This is a genomic window from Vibrio sp. 10N.261.55.A10, from assembly GCF_041470825.1.
GTDB classification, from domain to species: domain Bacteria; phylum Pseudomonadota; class Gammaproteobacteria; order Enterobacterales; family Vibrionaceae; genus Vibrio; species Vibrio crassostreae_C.
On record NZ_JBFRNC010000044.1, the window covers coordinates 1 to 1,463 of the forward strand.

1 rRNA gene is annotated in these 1,463 nt (G+C 53.7%); it reads left to right on the forward strand.

From position 1 onward, the window contains the following. A 16S ribosomal RNA gene (locus AB4274_RS14150) occupies positions 1-1,452 on the forward strand; the annotation flags it as partial. Positions 1,453-1,463: the final 11 nt, after the last annotated feature.

Below are 1,463 nucleotides of genomic sequence, written 5' to 3' on the forward strand. Positions count from 1 at the left end.
GGCGTCGAGCGGCGGACGGGTGAGTAATGCCTAGGAAATTGCCTTGATGTGGGGGATAACCATTGGAAACGATGGCTAATACCGCATAATGCCTACGGGCCAAAGAGGGGGACCTTCGGGCCTCTCGCGTCAAGATATGCCTAGGTGGGATTAGCTAGTTGGTGAGGTAATGGCTCACCAAGGCGACGATCCCTAGCTGGTCTGAGAGGATGATCAGCCACACTGGAACTGAGACACGGTCCAGACTCCTACGGGAGGCAGCAGTGGGGAATATTGCACAATGGGCGAAAGCCTGATGCAGCCATGCCGCGTGTATGAAGAAGGCCTTCGGGTTGTAAAGTACTTTCAGTTGTGAGGAAGGGGGTAGTGTTAATAGCGCTATCTCTTGACGTTAGCAACAGAAGAAGCACCGGCTAACTCCGTGCCAGCAGCCGCGGTAATACGGAGGGTGCGAGCGTTAATCGGAATTACTGGGCGTAAAGCGCATGCAGGTGGTTCATTAAGTCAGATGTGAAAGCCCGGGGCTCAACCTCGGAACTGCATTTGAAACTGGTGAACTAGAGTACTGTAGAGGGGGGTAGAATTTCAGGTGTAGCGGTGAAATGCGTAGAGATCTGAAGGAATACCAGTGGCGAAGGCGGCCCCCTGGACAGATACTGACACTCAGATGCGAAAGCGTGGGGAGCAAACAGGATTAGATACCCTGGTAGTCCACGCCGTAAACGATGTCTACTTGGAGGTTGTGGCCTTGAGCCGTGGCTTTCGGAGCTAACGCGTTAAGTAGACCGCCTGGGGAGTACGGTCGCAAGATTAAAACTCAAATGAATTGACGGGGGCCCGCACAAGCGGTGGAGCATGTGGTTTAATTCGATGCAACGCGAAGAACCTTACCTACTCTTGACATCCAGAGAAGCCAGCGGAGACGCAGGTGTGCCTTCGGGAACTCTGAGACAGGTGCTGCATGGCTGTCGTCAGCTCGTGTTGTGAAATGTTGGGTTAAGTCCCGCAACGAGCGCAACCCTTATCCTTGTTTGCCAGCGAGTAATGTCGGGAACTCCAGGGAGACTGCCGGTGATAAACCGGAGGAAGGTGGGGACGACGTCAAGTCATCATGGCCCTTACGAGTAGGGCTACACACGTGCTACAATGGCGCATACAGAGGGCAGCAAGCTAGCGATAGTGAGCGAATCCCAAAAAGTGCGTCGTAGTCCGGATTGGAGTCTGCAACTCGACTCCATGAAGTCGGAATCGCTAGTAATCGTGAATCAGAATGTCACGGTGAATACGTTCCCGGGCCTTGTACACACCGCCCGTCACACCATGGGAGTGGGCTGCAAAAGAAGTGGGTAGTTTAACCTTTCGGGGAGGACGCTCACCACTTTGTGGTTCATGACTGGGGTGAAGTCGTAACAAGGTAGCCCTAGGGGAACCTGGGGCTGGATCACCTCCTTATACGAAGATAT